We start from the raw sequence: 16,602 nt of genomic DNA on the forward strand, positions 1-16,602 counted from the left end.
TTATCTCGGCGGATCTATAATTCCGCTGATCGAGGCATTTTTTCTAAACCAGCCTGCAATCGAGTAGCGAACATCTTCTGCTGGTAATACTTCGTGCATGAAGCGTTCGCTTTCAAACATCACAAGTGTGCCTGCTTGTGGTTTTACAATGACCTCAATATCTTTGCTTTTAGGCTTATATATGATCAGTTCACCACCTGAATCGGGTGTATTTAAATAACAGACGGTTGTAAAAATACGGTTTGAACGACCCTTAAAGGCATCATAATGTTTTTTATAAAAGTCACCTTGTTGATATTTTGCATAATGACATTCATAGTCAAACAGCCCTAAGAAAAAACTGCGGTTTAACTGTGTCTTTATCGCTTCCATGGTCGCAAGATAAGTAATTTGTGCTTGGCTTGAACTATCAAACCAAAAGGTCTTATCTTTACGGATGGTTTTATCAACTTGTTGATCGTTCAAACGGCCAATCCCCGCAGTATGAAAATGCGGATTTATACGATAACAATCTGCAATTAAATCAGTTAGTAAGTTTTCATCAATTGCGTTTTCAACAATAGCATAACCGGTTTGTTCTATTGCGTCTAAATAAGTGTTTGAAATAAGTTGCGCGGTCATTCATGTGCACAATCAAAAAAAGGTGCGTAAGTGTATCTGAAAAAAAGAATCATGCACGCTTTTTATGCAGTATGTTGATGATTAAGTGAAGAAGGGAGCTAGCCTTTGTTTGCAAGACTAGCTTAAATGTATGCGTTAGTTGTGACTAGATAACGCTGTCTTTTCAATTAAATCTAATAAATGACTAATGTGCGAGTTTTCATTAACCTGCTCATTCGTTTGAATAACTAATTGTTCATGAGCGATCCCTTTATTCGTTTTCAATAAAAGTAGCTCAGGGTCAGAAGAAACACTGTTAGCATGCTCAATGCTTGCAATGGCAATATGATCTGACTTTTTAAGGCCATCCATCACTTGTTCAATACTACCAACTTTAATGCTTGATGATTTATTGAATGAGTCAACTGCTTCGGTAAGCATCGTCTGAACTTGCTTCGACTGTGCAAAACAACTGTACATTGGGTAGTCAGCCAAATCACGTTTACTAATATCGCTCTTATTAGCAAGCGGGTGATCTTTTGAAACAAATAAGATAAGTTGGTCTGGTAAGTGGATGTCGCTGCCAATACTATTCATTGCCTGCGAGCACACGCTTATGTCTATTTCACCCAGTTGCAATTTACGAATGAGTTCGCCTTGCTCTTGTAGTTGCATTTCAATTTTGACATGTGGGTACTGAGCTAAAAATTGCCCACAAGAAACAGGTACAACAGTACTCGCTTTAGTCGTGTAACCAATGACAAGCTTTTCGTTTACGCAGCCATTTAATGATTCAAATAAACGTTTCTTCGTTTCTTCTAAATTATTAAGCGTTTGTTGCGCGTATTCTAGGAAAAGCTCACCCTCTTTGGTTAGTTTAACCGAACGTGTAGAGCGGGTGACAAGCTCATAGCCGATTTCATCTTCGAGTGTTTGAATACTGCGAGTTAATGCTGAAGTACTAATTTGGGTTTTTTCTGCAGCTTGGCGGAAATGCCTGAGCACGCCTAGTGCAACGAATTGTTCAAGTTGTTCAAATCTCACTTTAAATAGTCCCTTGTTATAAGTAAGCCCTTACATCCAGGCAAAATAATTATACTTTACGATGGCATAGTAAATTATAGTACCTATTTTGGAAAGTGTTGTTTTACCGAAAAGTTACACTAATCAGGGTATCGGTCTTTAATCTCTAGGAAAAGTGTTAAATTTTCAAGTAATATATCGACTAAAGTTGGATCAAAATGTTTCCCGCGTTGTTCTTTTATTAATGTTAATGCGTCTTCTAATGACCACGCTTTTTTATAGCAGCGATCGCTGCATAGCGCATCGAATACATCGGCAATAGCGGTAATACGGCCGACAATATGAATATTACTCCCTGCTAAACCTTGAGGATAACCTGTACCATCCCACTTTTCATGATGTTGATGAGAGATTGTTGCACCACAATTTAAAATCTCATTACTTGAATTTTTTAGTATTTCATAGCCGATTTGAGCGTGACTTTTCATTATCTCCCATTCTTGCTCATCTAATTTGCCAGGTTTATTTAGGATATTGTCAGGAATGCTTATTTTTCCTATGTCGTGCAATGGGGAGGCAAGTTTAATAATTTCACACTGAAATGGATCTAACTGAGAGAGTTTTGCTAAGAGTTCACTGTAAAGTGCGACACGCTTTACGTGTGAGCCTGTTTCTTTTGAGCGTTTTTCAACTGCTTCACCCAAGATATACGATAACTCTTTTTGTGAATCTTTTACCATCTCGCGTAGTTTTAGGTTGTCATAAGCCAGTGCTATATTGTTTGCATAAAACTCAAGAAGCTGATGATCTGTTGGCTGAAGCTTTGTGCCTTTGTGCACGTATAGCATGGTTTCAAGGCCAGCTTTAGTTGGAAAATACCCTATATAGTCAGTACTTGTTTTTAATGAAGACTTACGATCATGGGCATCTATAAATAAGCTTTTTACTTCATCAGGAATTGTGCTTTGTTTTGGCGTTGGACCCACGCCAGATGCGGCGAGCAATTGGAAGTCAGTGGCGGGGGATGATTGCAAGTTGACGGCGGCAGCGCAGTATATTTGGGCATCATTTATACCCATCACGTTGGTGACATGACTTAAAATTGTTGATGCAAACTCACGAACACTCTCGCATTTTAAAAAGTTTGCCGAAGCATTAATTATTTGCTCAAGACCATGTTTATGACGGTCAATGATCTGAATGTCGCGATGCGCTCTCAGGGCAGAATAAAGTAATGTTTTGATTTTTATTGCAGTGAGCTCTGTTTTGTTCTTATAGTCGTTTATGTCGTAATCACGAATAATAGATTCCTCAGGTGCTTCACCAGGTTGTCCTGTTCTTAATATTAGGCGAATATCGTGATTATCGATGTCATCACGTATATATTGAATTAAATCAAGCCCTGCATGATTGGTTTCCATAACAACATCAACCAAAGCCACTGAGAAGGGGATGTCCTTTTTTAAAAACTCTTTGGCTTCGGCTGCCGAATAGGCATCGTAAAAGCGCAATCCTTTCCCTTCAAAGGTGAAACCTGCAAGCACAAGCTTAGTGACCTGATGGATATCTTCTTCGTCGTCAACAACAAGAATGTGCCAATATTCAGGCTCTTCAGTTTGTATATTACTTTCTTCTAATGGTTCATCAGAAAACAAAAAGTCATCCACGCACGTACCACTTATTGTTGTTTCTCGTAACAATAAGTATAGAAGCAGAAATTTACTCTGCCTTATCTGAAAGTGGTTTTTTTTCGATATTCTGAAGTTCGATTTCGATTGCATCGCACGAAATGTGGATTTCATACAAGGACGTTAATAACGATAAAGCGAGACTAGCAAGGCTTATCCCAAATAGCACAATGCCTGTGGTATTAAACTCAATAAATAAAGCAAACATAGAAAGTGTACACATAAAAAATGAAGCTACACCATATACTTGCATCACTCTAATTAATTTAATTCGCTTTCTAAGGTTTTCGATTTGTGCAACAACTAAAGGACGAATGCTGTCACCTTCACGTGCGTTAAGCTCACGAATTAACTGAGCAAGTACTAAAAAGCGATTCGTATATGCTAGCAACAAAAGAGAAATTGCAGGGAAGAGTAGTCCAGGGGTTGTAAGTGTCATTAAGCCGCCTTTAAATATGGGTTGCACAAAGGTCAATAGCTAGAGTAGCTTAGGTTTAAAGTCGTGCAAAGTAAAAGAGAATCAATTTGCAAAAAAATAATTTAAATCAAGATAATACTGGTGATTCATTTACTTGGGTGGGGATTTTTAGGGCTGAGAACGCCTTGCAAGCTAACATAATTAAAGGACTGTTAGAAAGCGCAGGAATTCAATGTGAGCTGCAAGGCGAAATGTTACAAGGCGCTCTCGGCGAGATCCCATTTGAGCAAACGGGAGTCGAAGTACGAGTTTATGCGATAAAAGAGCGCCAGGCGCGCGAAATATTGATAAACTACCAGCAAGTGAAACAATCTGCTCCTGACTGGGTTTGCCCAACATGTAGCGAGCTTAATGGGTCAACGTTTGAAATATGTTGGTCTTGTGGGACTGTAAAGAATGACGAAAGCGAATAATTTTCAACGTATTAGAGAATTAAACTATTTACAAAAGGCGGTTTTAGGTGGCGCATTGCTTGAGCGTATGTTGCCTAACTATGCCCTATTTAGCGAAGCCACGGGGTTTGGTGACGGATCCGTGTTTCGTAGTGCGTTAAGTGTGTGTTGGGAGAAAATTTTACTACCCAAAAGTAAAATTAGTCTTGAGAAGCAAATTGAGAAAATTGAGCCTAATGTACCTGAATTAAATGATTTTGATATGTTTGGCGTATACCCAGCGATTGATACGGCAACTGCATTGCTTGGAATGCTGCATGGTTTAATGGCAAAAGATGAACAAGAATTTCTAAACATCAGTAAAATTTCTCAGGCCTCAGTCGCACGTTATATTGAGTATCAACTGACCGTCGATGGTGAGTTGGCTGATAACAAGGCCGTACGTGAGCACCCTTTAATGCAATATGAAATTGATGTTCTTGCTGAACTTATTGATTTTGTAGAGCAAATGGGCCGAATTACCTCAGAAAACGTTAAAGAGCTTAAGCAGCTTGCAGTATCTGACGGCCAAACCAATATTGGTATTGCAATTTAATGTTCAGTAATGCGTATTTTCGCTGTAAAATGCGCGTTTGTTTTTTATTGGCGGAGTAATTGATGCGAATTTTAGGTATTGAATCATCATGTGATGAAACAGGTATTGCCATTTACGATGATGAACAAGGCTTATTAGCACATCAACTATACAGCCAAGTCAAAGTGCATGCAGACTATGGCGGTGTAGTGCCAGAACTTGCATCACGAGACCATGTACGCAAAACCTTACCGTTAATTGATGCGGCGTTTGCACAAGCGGGTTGCGGCCCAGAAGATTTAGATGGCATTGCTTATACGGCAGGCCCAGGCCTTGTGGGGGCTTTACTTGTGGGCACCTCGATTGGCCGTTCACTAGCCTATGGCTGGAACATCCCCGCTGTGGCTGTTCACCATATGGAGGGTCATTTACTTGCCCCTATGCTTGAAGAAGAGCAGCCTGAATTTCCGTTTATTGCGCTGCTTGTCTCGGGCGGTCATACTATGATGGTTAAAGTGTCAGGTATTGGTGAGTACGAAGTATTAGGTGAGTCGGTGGATGATGCGGCGGGTGAAGCGTTTGACAAAACCGCTAAATTATTAGGTCTTGATTACCCTGGCGGCCCTCGTCTAGCAAAACTTGCGGAGCAAGGTACACCAGAGCGATTTGTATTCCCACGCCCGATGACAGATAAACCAGGTTTAGACTTTAGCTTTAGTGGTTTGAAAACCGCAGCATCAATAGCGATTCGTGATAACGATGATGATGAGCAAACTAAAGCTGACATCGCACATGCATTCCAAACAGCCGTTATTGATACACTTATTATTAAATGTAAACGTGCATTAAAGCAAACAGGCATTAAGCGTTTAGTGATTGCAGGTGGTGTAAGTGCCAATGTTCAACTACGTTCGCAGCTAGAACGTGTAATGCAAGGTATGAAAGGGCGCGTGTATTACCCGCGCACAGAGTTTTGTACAGATAATGGCGCAATGATCGCTTATGCCGGTATGCAGCGCTTAAAAGCAGGGCAATTTGCAAGCCTTGATATGAAAACTAAGCCGCGCTGGCCAATCGATTCACTTGAGCCGTTATAAGGCTTATTCATTTTCTGGGGCTTTTTTCTTAGCCCCAACTTTTGGCTCATCACCACACATCAAACGTGTCATGTTCGCTCTGTGGCGAAAAATAATTAATACCGTTAAAAATGTGACTGGTAATGTATAAAGTGGCTTTATCCACCATGTGTAAAGAGGCGCAAGAGAGACGGTCACTAATGCCGCGAGTGATGAATAACGTGTAATTGCAATAATTAGTAGCCAAGTTGTGATTAGCATCCCACCTAAAGATAAGCCTATAGGAAGCAAGGTACCAAAAGCAGTGGCAACGGCTTTTCCGCCTTTAAAGCCAAAAAATAATGGATACATGTGACCTAGGCATGCTGCAACACCGATGAGACCGAGCATCAGAGGCTCTATGTTTAAAAAGTAAGCGCCCCAAACTGGGATCGTTCCTTTCAATATGTCAAACACAAGCACTAATGCAGCGGGTAACTTTCCACCGAGGCGGTAAACGTTGGTCGCTCCAGGGTTATTCGATCCATGACTGCGTGGGTCTGGTAGCCTAAATAGCCGAGAAACAAGGATAGCGGACGAAACCGATCCTAGTAAATAGGCTAAAACTAACATTAAAACTGCTAACACGCGCTTCCTTATTTTTTAATCGGCACTTTTGGGCTATCATTGGCGGCAAAACCGTCTGCCGCTATTTTTCGATTAGATTGTTACAAAAAAATACTAACAATCTATCCGTCATTGTAGGGGTAATTTCAATATATTAAAACATTATGACAGCTTATAAAGCGTATTATTAAGATCAATAGGCGCATAAGGTTGTTTTACCTTACATATTTATGTCATTTGGAGTCTTAATGGACAAGGTATATATATCACAACTGCACGTAGACACCATCATCGGTGTATATGATTTTGAAAAAGAAAGTAAACAAAGCTTATATTTTGACATTGAAATGCTTTGTGATATCTCAGCCGCTGCAGCAACCGATGATATAAACCTTGCGCTTGATTATGCAAAAGTGAGTGAGCGTGTCATTGAACATACAACGGCGAAGCCTGTTGAGTTGCTTGAAACCTTAGTTGAGCAATTAGCTGCACTTATTCTTACTGAATTTGCCACCAACCAAGTGACTATTCGTGTCAGTAAACCAGCCGCTGTGCCACAAGCGCAAACGGTGGGCGTTGAGATCACCCGCCGTAAGGTGAGCTAATAATGGCGCAAATATTTATTAGTCTAGGTTCTAATGTCAATAAAGAGCATTATCTTCGCCAAGCGCTCATAGCCTTGAAACCTTACTTCCCCGATTTTGTACACTCATCAGTTTATGAGAGTGAAGCGGTTGGTTTTGCAGGGAGTAATTTTTATAATTCAGTGGTTGCGGCCAAAACGGATATGCCTCTTGAGAAGTTGTGCAAATTATTGAAACAAATTGAGCTTGATAATGGTCGTACCCGTGCAGATAAAAAGTTTAGCCCGCGTACACTCGATTTAGACTTACTTTTTTATGATGATGTTATATGCGATTATCCTGCACAATTACCGCGAGATGAAATTACAAAAAATGCTTTTGTGCTTCAGCCTTTAGCAGAAATAGCTCCCGATTTTTTTCACCCCGTAGCGAAGCTAACCCTGTCTCAGCTATGGGATAATTATGATAACCCGCAACAAAAACTATGGAAGGTGGAGTTTACTAACCCATGAGTATTATTGAGATAATTGTTTTAGCTTTAATTCAAGGACTGACTGAGTTTTTACCTATTTCTAGCTCAGCGCATTTAATTCTTCCGTCGCAGATTCTCGGGTGGCAAGACCAAGGTTTAGCATTTGATGTGGCTGTTCACGTTGGAACCTTAGGTGCAGTTGTTTTGTACTTTAGAAAAGAAGTGGTCGATATTCTTGGTGCTTGGTTTAAATCGTTTGGCTCACAAGGTGCAACCGATGATAGTAAGCTAGGCTGGTGGATCATAGTAGGCACGATACCTGCCGCTATTCTTGGGCTTATTTTTAAAGATTTAATAGAGCTTTACCTACGTAGTGCATGGGTGATCGCGGTAACGACTATTTTATTTGGCTTATTACTTTGGTATGCCGATGCAAAAGGTAAGCAAACCAAAACGATTTACCAACTGAACTGGAAATCTGCACTGATGATCGGCATGGCACAGGCGATGGCTATGATCCCAGGCACATCACGGTCAGGTATTACTATGACCGCAGGTTTAATGCTGGGTATGAATAAGCAAAGTGCCGCGCGCTTCTCATTTTTATTGGCCATTCCTGTTATTTTAATGATGGGACTATATTACACAATAGAGTTGGCTTTAGGCGATCATATCGTTGAGTGGAATACCTTGATGCTTGGTGCTGGCTTATCTTTTATATCTGCGTATGCCTGTATTTTCTTTTTCTTAAAAGTGATTGAGCGTATGGGGATGATGCCATTTGTTATCTATCGTTTACTACTTGGTGTCGGTTTGTTTGCATTTTTAATGCTGTAAGTAGAGATTCAGCTTGATTAGAAAAGCACCTCAAATTGAGGTGTTTTTTTATGTTGGTTATTTGGCAAAAGTCTATTGCCGTGTAGTAATGGTAAGTAAAGCTTATATTTGGCATTATAACGGCTTATTTTATCTATCATTCATTTTGCTCAGGACAGTAGATGCATATTCATATTCTTGGAATTTGTGGCACCTTTATGGGTGGTATCGCCGCAATCGCTAAATCGTTAGGTCATACAGTGACAGGCTCTGATCAAAATGTGTACCCGCCGATGAGCACACAATTAGAAGAGCTGGGTATCACTCTAACTCAAGGTTATGACGTTGCACAACTTGAGCCAACCCCTGATATGGTGGTGATTGGTAATGCCATGAGCCGTGGCAATCCCTGTGTTGAATATGTGCTTGATAAAGGCTTGCCTTATACCTCAGGCCCAGAATGGTTAAAACATAATTTATTGCAGAATTCGTGGGTTTTAGCTGTTGCGGGTACGCATGGCAAAACAACTACAGCGAGTATGCTGGCATGGTTATTAGAGTATGCCAGTATGAAACCTGGGTTTTTAATTGGTGGCATAGTGCAAAATTTTGGCGTGTCTGCACGTGTTGGCGAAACCCCATTTTTTGTAATTGAAGCCGACGAATACGATACCGCTTTTTTTGATAAACGCAGTAAGTTTGTACATTACTTACCACGCACTTTGATTCTAAATAATCTTGAATTTGATCATGCGGATATTTTTGAAGATTTAAATGCAATAAAGAAACAATTTCACCACCTGATGCGTACACTACCTTGTAGTGGCAAAGTCATTTGGCCAAGCCAAGATGAAGCACTACAAGAGGTGATTGAAAGAGGTCTTTGGAGCGAGAGCGAAACACTGTCGGGTGACTGGGATTACCGTTTACTTAAAGCTGATGGCAGTGAATTTGAAGTGTTATTAGCTGGGGAAGTGCAGGGCGTTGTGTCATGGCAAGCGATGGGCGAGCACAATGTTAAAAATGCTATTATGGCCATTGCAGCCGCTCGTCATGTAGGGATTGCTGTGTCAGTGAGCATTGCTGGTTTAGCAGAGTTTATTTCTCCTAAGCGCCGCATGGAGCTAAAAGCCGATGTGAATGGTATTAAAGTGTATGACGATTTTGCACATCACCCAACGGCAATTAAAACAACTCTTGCAGGTTTACGTGCAAAAGTGGGCGATGAGAAGATTATTGCCATTTTAGAGCCGCGTTCAAACACCATGAAAATGGGTGTGCATCAACAAACCTTGATTGATTCTCTAAGAGCTGCCGATGACGTGTATTTATTTGAACCTGAAAACTTAAGCTGGTCATTAAAAGAATACGCAGATAAAGCAGGTATGCATTGTATGCCAAGCACTGAGGAAATCATTGCCGCAGTTGCTGAAGGAAGTGCGCCGTCACAACATATTTTAATAATGAGTAATGGTGGCTTTGAAGGTATTCATCAGCGTTTAATCAGCACACTTGAACAAAACTAACCAGTATACGGAGCATAACTGTATGCAATTTAAAGATAAAATAACCTTAGCTTTTAGCGGTGCCTCAGGTGCCCCTTATGGCTTACGGTTACTAGAGGTATTACTTGAGCAGCAGTTTCAGGTGTATGTACTGATCTCAAGTGCGGCAAGAGTGGTGCTTGATACTGAATCGAATATAAAACTGTCGGGCAACGAAGATAAAGCAACTGAACAGCTCAGTACACTCTTTAATGCCGCGCCAGAACAACTAAAAGTATTTGGTAAAGATAACTGGTTTAGTCCTGTTGCCTCTGGCTCAGCTGCGCCGAAGAAAATGGTGGTTTGCCCATGTAGTGCAGGCTCAGTGTCTGCCATTGCAGTTGGGGCATCAGATAACTTACTTGAGCGCGCCGCTGACGTGGTTATAAAAGAACGTGGGCAGCTGATTTTAGTCCCGCGTGAAACGCCATTTAGCGAGATTCATCTTGAAAACATGCTGAAACTAGCAAAGCTTGGCGTAACCATTATGCCTGCGGCACCTGGGTTTTATCACCAGCCTGAGCAGATTTCAGATCTGGTTGATTTTATGGTGGCGCGAATTTTAGATCATTTAAACATTGAACATACTTTGACGAAACGTTGGGGTTATGGAGAGGGCAAACAGTGAGCGAAAAAACGATCGCATTAAATATTGAAGGCCTGAAAAAGGTTTATAAAAATGGTGTTGAAGCTGTAAAAGGCATTGATTTACAAGTTCAGCAAGGCGACTTCTTTGCTTTGCTTGGCCCAAATGGGGCTGGTAAATCAACCACCATTGGTGTTATCTCATCGTTAGTGAACAAAAGCGCTGGTCGCGTAGAGGTATTTGGTCACGACATTGATACTCACCTTGAAGCCGCTAAATCTGAACTTGGTTTAGTGCCGCAAGAATTTAATTTCAGTCAGTTTGAAACGCTTAGCCAAATTTTGGTTAACCAAGCGGGTTATTATGGTGTACCCAGAAAGCTGGCGCATGAACGTGCTGAAAAGTATTTAAAGCAGCTCGGTTTATTTGAGAAAAAAGATAAGCAAGCGCGCACCCTTTCAGGTGGTATGAAACGCCGTTTAATGATTGCTCGTGCGCTGATGCATGAACCTAAATTACTTATTTTAGATGAGCCAACTGCAGGTGTGGATATTGAGCTACGCCGCTCTATGTGGGATTTTCTTCGTGAGATAAATAAACAAGGTGTCACCATTATCTTGACCACGCACTACCTCGAAGAAGCAGAGCTGCTATGTAAAAACATCGCGATTATCGACAGCGGCGTGATTGTTGAAAACACCACTATTAAAGCGTTACTTGCCAAGCTTGATAAAGAAACCTTTGTACTTGATTTAAAGCAGCCTGTGCAGCCAATTAGCATTGAAGGCTACAACTACACACAGACTGATGACCATACTTTAGAAGTTGAAGTGGCAAAGTCTCAGGGCTTAAATCACGTATTTAGTGCGCTAACCGAGCAAGGTAACACAGTGCTTAGTATGCGAAATAAAGCAAACCGTTTAGAAGAGCTGTTTGTTGGATTATTAGAACAGGGGCGAGGCGAATAATGTTTAAATATGGTGTAGCGCTAAAAAGTATTTGGATCAAAGAGTGTATTCGCTTTTTACGTATTTGGGTGCAAACCTTAGTACCGCCTGCAATCACGATGAGCCTGTATTTTGTGATTTTTGGTAACCTGATTGGTTCTCGTATCGGTGATATGGGCGGCTTTAGTTATATGGAGTTTATTGTACCAGGCCTGATTATGATGTCGGTGATCACCAACTCTTACTCGAATGTGGCCTCAAGCTTCTATTCAACTAAATTCCAAAAAAGCATAGAAGAGCTATTAGTTGCGCCAGTGCCAAATTACATTATTGTACTTGGCTACATGGGCGGTGGTATGACGCGTGGTATGTTAGTTGGTTTGATTGTTACCTGTGTATCTTTGTTGTTTGTTGATATTCAAATTCACAATATTTTTGTGATTATGGCAACGGTTATACTAACCTCGGCTGTGTTTGCGTTAGGCGGACTTATTAACGCAATTTATGCTAATAGCTTTGATGATATTAGTATTATCCCAACCTTCATTTTAACGCCGCTGACTTATCTTGGTGGGGTGTTTTACTCTATCACTTTATTGCCAGAATTTTGGCAAGGCGTATCGCAAGTAAACCCAATTATTTATATGGTAAATGCATTTCGGTATGGTTTCTTAGGTGTGTCTGATGTCGACTTATCGGTGGCATTTGGTGTACTTGGTTTATTTATTGTGGGTTTATTTACGTTAGCATTAACCCTAATCAAACGTGGTGTGGGGCTTAGACACTAATGACGGATGCAAATTCGAGAAGTATTGTATCGAATCAACCTAGCTTACATGAAAAGCTGGATGAAATTGTTTTAAAACACCTAAGTGCCGAATTTAAGAAGCCGATTGCAGAGCATACGCAAGCGGCTTTTGATCAGGTAAACGAAAAGGTGCAGACGTTTGCTGGGCCACTCATTCTTGATTCATGCTGTGGTGTAGGGGAAAGTACCGCTAACTTAGCAAAGCGTCACCCAGATGCGTTAGTGATTGGTATAGATAAATCATCTCATCGCTTGGATAAGCATGACATTGAGTACAAGCAAACCGATGCAGGACAGTACATTTTAGTGCAAGCTGATTTAAACGATTTTTGGCGTTTAGCGGTGGCTGCTAACTGGCAGCCCACGCACCATTACTTGTTGTATCCAAACCCTTGGCCAAAAGCCAAACACCTACAAAGGCGCTGGCACGGTGCTGCTATATTCCCATTTATTATTAAATTAGGTGGGCGTTTAGAGCTTAGAAGCAACTGGGACATTTACGTGAAGGAATTTGCTCGCTCGCTTGAGCTTGCAGGGCATAAGTGCGATGTTGAGTTGTATGAAAGCGATACCGCTATTACACCATTTGAGCGTAAATATTGGGCCAGTGGCCAACAGAGTCATCGCTTAGTAATAAACCTATAACACGCACTGTGTCTTTGCCATTATGACTGAGGCACATAAGGCGTGGGTGGCGCGAAGTGGTTTCCTTGCATTAATGTGATACCTGCTTTGGAAAGTGCTTCAGCCACTTGCTCGCTCTCGACTTGTTCGGCAACGACATCAAGGTTAAGTTGTTTGGCGTACTTCACTAAATGTTCAATAAACATATAGCTGTCATCATTGGTATGTGCTTGGCTAACTAAGCCACGGTCTAGCTTTAGACCATCAACTTCAAGCTTTAAGATATTTGAGAGGTTTGAATATCCTGCACCAAATTCGTTAATCATAACCTGCGCACCTTTATTTTTAAGTAAGCTAATAAATGCTTTTACTTCACTAAAGTAGGCAATTGCTTCTGTTTCATGAAACTCAAAAATAATATTGTTGGGTTGTGGGTAGCGTCTTAACTGCTGTTCTAAAAACTCACTTAAGCTGGGGTCCAGAATATCTTGCGCTGTAATATTAATGCTCCAGCTAATTGAGGTTTTTCGAAATTGCTCAATACAGCGAGTAAACATGGTACGTGTTAGTAATCCGTCCATTCGAGAGCGTTTCAAAACAGTTAGAAAGTAATCTGGTGTATAGATGCGCCCTTGTGCTGATGCCATTCTTGCTAAGCTTTCGTAATGAGTTACCTGCTTTGTTTGCGTATCATAAATGGGTTGGAAATAGGGAACGATACGATTGTTATCAAACGCTTCTTTTACTTTTTTAGCCAGCTTTACATTGTATCTAAACTGTTCTTCTACTTGTTTAAAGACATTCTCGTAACGAATAATACGTTGATTGTTTAACTTTGCTTGTTGAAGAGCAATATGTGCGTTTTCAATCAGCATTAGCTTATTACCAGAGGCAATGCCTGCATGCAAACTAACATAAATAAACGGCTCGTTAAGTACAGGGATTGATTGATTAAAGGCGTGAATAGTGTCATCAAAGTCTTGCTCTGCACCGCGTGTATGTAACAGTGCTATTTTATTGGTAGCAAGACGAAATACCAGCGCATCGTTGGGTAGGCGAGACTGAAAATAGTTCAATAAACTGGCCATTACCTTGTCGCTTACTTCTGTGCCATAAAAGCTACTAATATCCTCAACTTCATTAATTGTAATGACTGCAAGCTCCATGCGGTGCTTGGTGCTTTTTTTAAGGTAATATTCCAGCGCTACGTGGTTAGCAAAGCCTGTACGCGAATCCGTAGAAAGAGAGCGTTTAAGTTGTAAAAAGTAAAGCCCTGCAATTAAGGAGGCAATAAAAAAGAAGAAGCACCCTGTAATAGTCGCGCGTGTTACGCTTAGTTGTAACTGTTGGTTGAGGTCAGTAATTGTTATATCGGCACCAGTAAGATAGGTATGGCCATTCTCATCGATGAAAGTAACAAAAATGCTTTTAAAGTGTCCCCATTGATCTTTTGACACTTCGAAAACAGGCTCTGTAGAAAAAAAAGCGTCTTTATTTATTTTGGTTGCTTCGGTGTAGGGATCCATAAACTGCGTGATACGGCCGCCGTTTTGATCCTTTTGGGTATAACTCGATGCGCTAAAAAAAACGGTATCGTCCCGAAGTACCATAGAATACACATACGCTAAGTCCATTTGCTTGGCGTATTCTGAGAGGGCTCTCATTTTTTGCTTATAAACAGCCGAAGAGATTGGTATGCCAGCGTTGACTTGATTGTGGTAATCCTTACCTAAAATATGGTTAACACTCACAGCCGCATTGAGAAGCTTGGAATCAATGCCAGCCATTATCTCACTACGAGCGGTCTCATAGGTGTAGTAGATATAACCAAATAAGCTGATAAAAAAAGTGGCAAATCCATAAAGCAGCCAACCGGTCTTTTGCATTCCTTTGGACATAATTATTCCTTTATCAGTGGTGTGATGATTATACTTAAAAAATAACTGGCTGATAGTAGAAAATTAGCGCAAATTTCATTGATACATCATTTTTTTGTCACCGAATTCGTGGCTTTTTAGCTTTAAACGAGACATTTTTGTGATATTCCAGTAAAGTTAGCCAATTTCGTAGCAACAGTGCCGCTAAATTTAAACCTTATTGTTTCAGTATTAGGTGCATTTTAGCTGCTTATAATGGGTATTAAGATGGATCAAAAGCGTTGTGCCGTCGCCTCTAAAGAAAGTTTGATTCGTATTTTTACGGTGCCTGAAGCACCGGACTCAACCTTGAGTAGAATAGAATCAGAGATTTCAAGCAATCTTGCAGGATTCTTAAATGAGAATATTGCGGCAATTGAAAAGCCATTGCATGAGATAGAAAAAGATTTTCAGTCGGCAAATATCCCAGAAGAGCCCACTTTTGTCTCTGACTACGCGCAAGACATTATGGAGCAGTTAGTTGCACACTCAGTTCACACAGCTGCGCCAAGCTTTATTGGCCACATGACATCCGCTTTGCCACATTTTGTGTTACCGCTATCAAAATTGATGGTGGGTCTAAACCAAAACCTAGTAAAGATAGAAACGTCAAAAGCATTTACGCCACTAGAACGACAAGTTTTAGGGATGATGCACCATTTAGCCTATGGTGAAGAGGATGCGTTTTATAACAAGTGGATGCATAGTGCAAAAACCTCGTTAGGCGCATTTTGTTCTGGGGGAACCGTTGCCAACATTACCGCCTTATGGATTGCTCGCAACCGTTTATTAAAAGCGGATGGTGACTATAAAGGTATTGCTGCACAGGGTTTAATCGCTGGAATGCTGCACTATGGTTACAAAGGCTTAGCTGTACTTGTATCTGAGCGAGGCCATTACTCATTAGGTAAAACCGTTGATTTACTGGGTATCGGTCGCGATAACATCATTGCAATCGCAACTGGCGAAAATAATAAAGTTGATGTCGATGCGATGCGTAAAAAGGCTCATGAGCTTGAAGCGTCTGGTATTAAGGTAATGGCACTTGTGGGGGTTGCTGGGACAACTGAAACGGGTAGTATCGATCCACTAAACGAGATGGCTGATTTGAGCGAAGAGCTTGGCTGTCATTTTCATGTCGACGCTGCATGGGGCGGTGCTACCTTACTATCTTCAAATTACCGCCACCTTTTAAGCGGTATTGAGCGCGCTGATTCAATTACCATTGATGCACACAAACAAATGTATGTGCCAATGGGCGCAGGTCTTGTGTTATTTAAAGACCCTGCTGCCACAGATGCAATAGAGCATCATGCGGAATATATTCTTCGTAAAGGCTCTAAAGATTTAGGCAGTCATACTTTAGAGGGCAGTCGCCCAGGTATGGCAATGTTAGTGCATGCTTGCTTACGTGTTATTGGCCGTAAAGGCTACGAAATGTTGATTGACCGTAGTATCGTGAAAGCTCGTACTTTCGCCGACATGATTAAGCAGGATGAAGATTTTGAATTAATCTCAGAGCCTGAGCTTTGCCTATTAACCTATCGCTACGTACCAAAAGAAATCCAAGCTAAGCTTAAAGATGCTGACGAAGAAACGAAGTTAGATATTTACGCTTCGTTGAATCGTTTTACCGCAAGTATGCAAAAGCGTCAGCGTGAAGCAGGACGCTCTTTTGTATCGCGTACACGTTTAACACCTGCAAAATATGACCATCAACCAACGGTTGTGTTTAGGGTTGTATTGGCTAATCCATTAACCTCTAAAACAATTCTCAAAGATATTTTAGCAGAGCAAAAAGTCCTAGCGAAAACCGACCCTGTCTTTAAAAAGTACTTAAGTAAATATATGGATTAGTGAGTGAATTA

At 40.9% G+C, this 16,602-nt stretch carries 18 protein-coding genes; 12 read left to right on the forward strand and 6 right to left on the reverse strand.

Annotated elements, in window-relative coordinates; genetic code table 11:
* From PAARA_RS09135 to PAARA_RS09150, 4 genes are all read right to left on the reverse strand, one after another.
* A complete protein-coding gene (locus PAARA_RS09135) occupies window positions 1-621 on the reverse strand; it encodes a 2OG-Fe(II) oxygenase (RefSeq protein ID WP_062568724.1) in 621 nt (206 codons plus the stop codon).
* A gap of 135 nt (window positions 622-756) precedes the next feature.
* The gene (locus tag PAARA_RS09140; protein ID WP_062568725.1) at window positions 757-1,644 is read right to left on the reverse strand and encodes a LysR family transcriptional regulator; all 888 of its coding nucleotides are present in this window, start codon (window positions 1,642-1,644) and stop codon (window positions 757-759) included.
* A 119-nt stretch (window positions 1,645-1,763) separates the two neighbouring features.
* Window positions 1,764-3,290: a DUF3369 domain-containing protein gene (locus PAARA_RS09145; RefSeq protein WP_062568726.1), complete on the reverse strand. Its 1,527-nt coding sequence runs from the start codon at window positions 3,288-3,290 to the stop codon at window positions 1,764-1,766.
* A 52-nt stretch (window positions 3,291-3,342) separates the two neighbouring features.
* Window positions 3,343-3,750 carry a DUF2721 domain-containing protein gene (locus PAARA_RS09150; RefSeq protein ID WP_062568727.1) on the reverse strand — a complete coding sequence of 136 codons (408 nt, stop codon included), beginning with the start codon at window positions 3,748-3,750 and terminating at the stop codon, window positions 3,343-3,345.
* 86 nt (window positions 3,751-3,836) lie between these two features.
* Here PAARA_RS09150 and PAARA_RS09155 point away from each other — a divergent pair, with 86 nt between their 5' ends.
* From PAARA_RS09155 to tsaD, 3 genes are all read left to right on the forward strand, one after another.
* On the forward strand, window positions 3,837-4,202 hold the full coding sequence (locus PAARA_RS09155) for a putative signal transducing protein (RefSeq protein ID WP_062568728.1): 366 nt from the start codon (window positions 3,837-3,839) through the stop codon (window positions 4,200-4,202).
* Window positions 4,186-4,776 (forward strand): YjaG family protein, encoded by a 591-nt coding sequence (locus PAARA_RS09160; RefSeq protein WP_062568729.1) that lies wholly within the window; start codon window positions 4,186-4,188, stop codon window positions 4,774-4,776. Before PAARA_RS09155 ends, PAARA_RS09160 begins: the two co-directional genes overlap by 17 nt.
* 62 nt (window positions 4,777-4,838) lie before the next feature.
* The gene (tsaD, locus tag PAARA_RS09165; RefSeq protein ID WP_062568730.1) at window positions 4,839-5,852 is read left to right on the forward strand and encodes a tRNA (adenosine(37)-N6)-threonylcarbamoyltransferase complex transferase subunit TsaD; all 1,014 of its coding nucleotides are present in this window, start codon (window positions 4,839-4,841) and stop codon (window positions 5,850-5,852) included.
* A gap of 3 nt (window positions 5,853-5,855) precedes the next feature.
* Here the strand turns inward: tsaD and plsY are convergent, their stop codons facing one another.
* On the reverse strand, window positions 5,856-6,458 hold the full coding sequence (gene plsY / locus PAARA_RS09170; RefSeq protein ID WP_062568731.1) for a glycerol-3-phosphate 1-O-acyltransferase PlsY: 603 nt from the start codon (window positions 6,456-6,458) through the stop codon (window positions 5,856-5,858).
* A gap of 227 nt (window positions 6,459-6,685) precedes the next feature.
* Between plsY and folB the strand changes: the two genes are divergently transcribed.
* From folB to trmB, 8 genes are all read left to right on the forward strand, one after another.
* Window positions 6,686-7,042 carry a dihydroneopterin aldolase gene (gene folB, locus PAARA_RS09175; RefSeq protein WP_062568732.1) on the forward strand — a complete coding sequence of 119 codons (357 nt, stop codon included), beginning with the start codon at window positions 6,686-6,688 and terminating at the stop codon, window positions 7,040-7,042.
* A 2-nt stretch (window positions 7,043-7,044) separates the two neighbouring features.
* Entirely contained in the window at window positions 7,045-7,533 is a 489-nt protein-coding gene (folK, locus tag PAARA_RS09180) for a 2-amino-4-hydroxy-6-hydroxymethyldihydropteridine diphosphokinase (RefSeq protein ID WP_062568733.1), read from the forward strand.
* Window positions 7,530-8,330 (forward strand): undecaprenyl-diphosphate phosphatase, encoded by an 801-nt coding sequence (locus PAARA_RS09185; RefSeq protein WP_062568734.1) that lies wholly within the window; start codon window positions 7,530-7,532, stop codon window positions 8,328-8,330. Before folK ends, PAARA_RS09185 begins: the two co-directional genes overlap by 4 nt.
* 161 nt (window positions 8,331-8,491) lie before the next feature.
* Window positions 8,492-9,835, forward strand: coding sequence for a UDP-N-acetylmuramate:L-alanyl-gamma-D-glutamyl-meso-diaminopimelate ligase (gene mpl, locus PAARA_RS09190; protein ID WP_062568735.1), 1,344 nt, complete (start codon window positions 8,492-8,494; stop codon window positions 9,833-9,835).
* 22 nt (window positions 9,836-9,857) lie between these two features.
* On the forward strand, window positions 9,858-10,481 hold the full coding sequence (locus PAARA_RS09195) for a flavin prenyltransferase UbiX (RefSeq protein ID WP_062568736.1): 624 nt from the start codon (window positions 9,858-9,860) through the stop codon (window positions 10,479-10,481).
* Entirely contained in the window at window positions 10,478-11,407 is a 930-nt protein-coding gene (locus PAARA_RS09200; RefSeq protein WP_062568737.1) for an ABC transporter ATP-binding protein, read from the forward strand. Before PAARA_RS09195 ends, PAARA_RS09200 begins: the two co-directional genes overlap by 4 nt.
* Window positions 11,407-12,174 carry an ABC transporter permease gene (locus PAARA_RS09205; RefSeq protein WP_036970898.1) on the forward strand — a complete coding sequence of 256 codons (768 nt, stop codon included), beginning with the start codon at window positions 11,407-11,409 and terminating at the stop codon, window positions 12,172-12,174. Before PAARA_RS09200 ends, PAARA_RS09205 begins: the two co-directional genes overlap by 1 nt.
* Window positions 12,174-12,839, forward strand: a complete 666-nt coding sequence (trmB, locus tag PAARA_RS09210; RefSeq protein WP_062568738.1) for a tRNA (guanine(46)-N(7))-methyltransferase TrmB — start codon at window positions 12,174-12,176, stop codon at window positions 12,837-12,839. Before PAARA_RS09205 ends, trmB begins: the two co-directional genes overlap by 1 nt.
* Window positions 12,840-12,859: 20 nt before the next feature.
* Here the strand turns inward: trmB and PAARA_RS09215 are convergent, their stop codons facing one another.
* Window positions 12,860-14,716: a bifunctional diguanylate cyclase/phosphodiesterase gene (locus PAARA_RS09215; protein ID WP_062568739.1), complete on the reverse strand. Its 1,857-nt coding sequence runs from the start codon at window positions 14,714-14,716 to the stop codon at window positions 12,860-12,862.
* Between the two features lie 246 nt (window positions 14,717-14,962).
* Between PAARA_RS09215 and panP the strand changes: the two genes are divergently transcribed.
* On the forward strand, window positions 14,963-16,591 hold the full coding sequence (gene panP / locus PAARA_RS09220) for a pyridoxal-dependent aspartate 1-decarboxylase PanP (protein ID WP_062568828.1): 1,629 nt from the start codon (window positions 14,963-14,965) through the stop codon (window positions 16,589-16,591).
* The last annotated feature ends 11 nt before the right edge of the window (window positions 16,592-16,602 follow it).

The sequence above is a fragment of the Pseudoalteromonas arabiensis genome (assembly GCF_001550155.1).
In the GTDB taxonomy this organism is placed as follows: Bacteria; Pseudomonadota; Gammaproteobacteria; order Enterobacterales; family Alteromonadaceae; genus Pseudoalteromonas; species Pseudoalteromonas arabiensis.